Below are 565 nucleotides of genomic sequence, written 5' to 3'. Positions count from 1 at the left end.
GTCATAATATCGATGCTCCGGTTAGTAGGAGATCAGGATGCAAAACCTCCCACCACTTAATGCCCTGAAAGCCTTTGAAGCAACAGCCCGTTTGCGAAGCTTTACAAAAGCTGCAAAAGAGCTAAATGTCACTCGCGCGGCGGTCAGTCAGCAAGTTAAATCGTTGGAACTTCAGTTAAACGCGATACTTTTTGAGCGCAATGGTGCGCAGCTTTTATTAACGCAAGCTACCCAAGCCTACTTACCTGTGGTTAGCCAGACTTTGCAGATGCTATCTGTAGCAACTCAACACCTTTTTGCTCGCCAGAAAAATACTCAACTGACGCTTCATGTCGCTCACAGCTTTTGTTCTCAATGGTTAATGCCGCGCTTGGCCGATTTTCATCGTCAGCACCCTGATGTCGTGATAAAAATTTCAACGACCGCCAACACGGTACCGAATGCTAGCGCCATTGCGGATGTGGAGATCATCAACGGTTATGGAGATTGGCAATCAGAGCAGGCTGTTCAACTTACCCAAGAAAACTGGATAGTAGTGGCGAGCCCTGGTTTTTTAAATCTTAAT

General features: G+C 46.4%; 1 protein-coding gene. It reads left to right on the top strand.

Annotated features, from left to right (window positions below; translation table 11 throughout):
- Positions 1-37: 37 nt before the first annotated feature.
- The coding region (locus R7093_RS27130; RefSeq protein WP_318147263.1) for a LysR family transcriptional regulator at positions 38-565 on the top strand (528 nt) is incomplete at its 3' end.

Source organism: Vibrio sp. 1580 (assembly GCF_033340055.1).
This window is presented reverse-complemented; position numbering and strand designations above follow the sequence as displayed.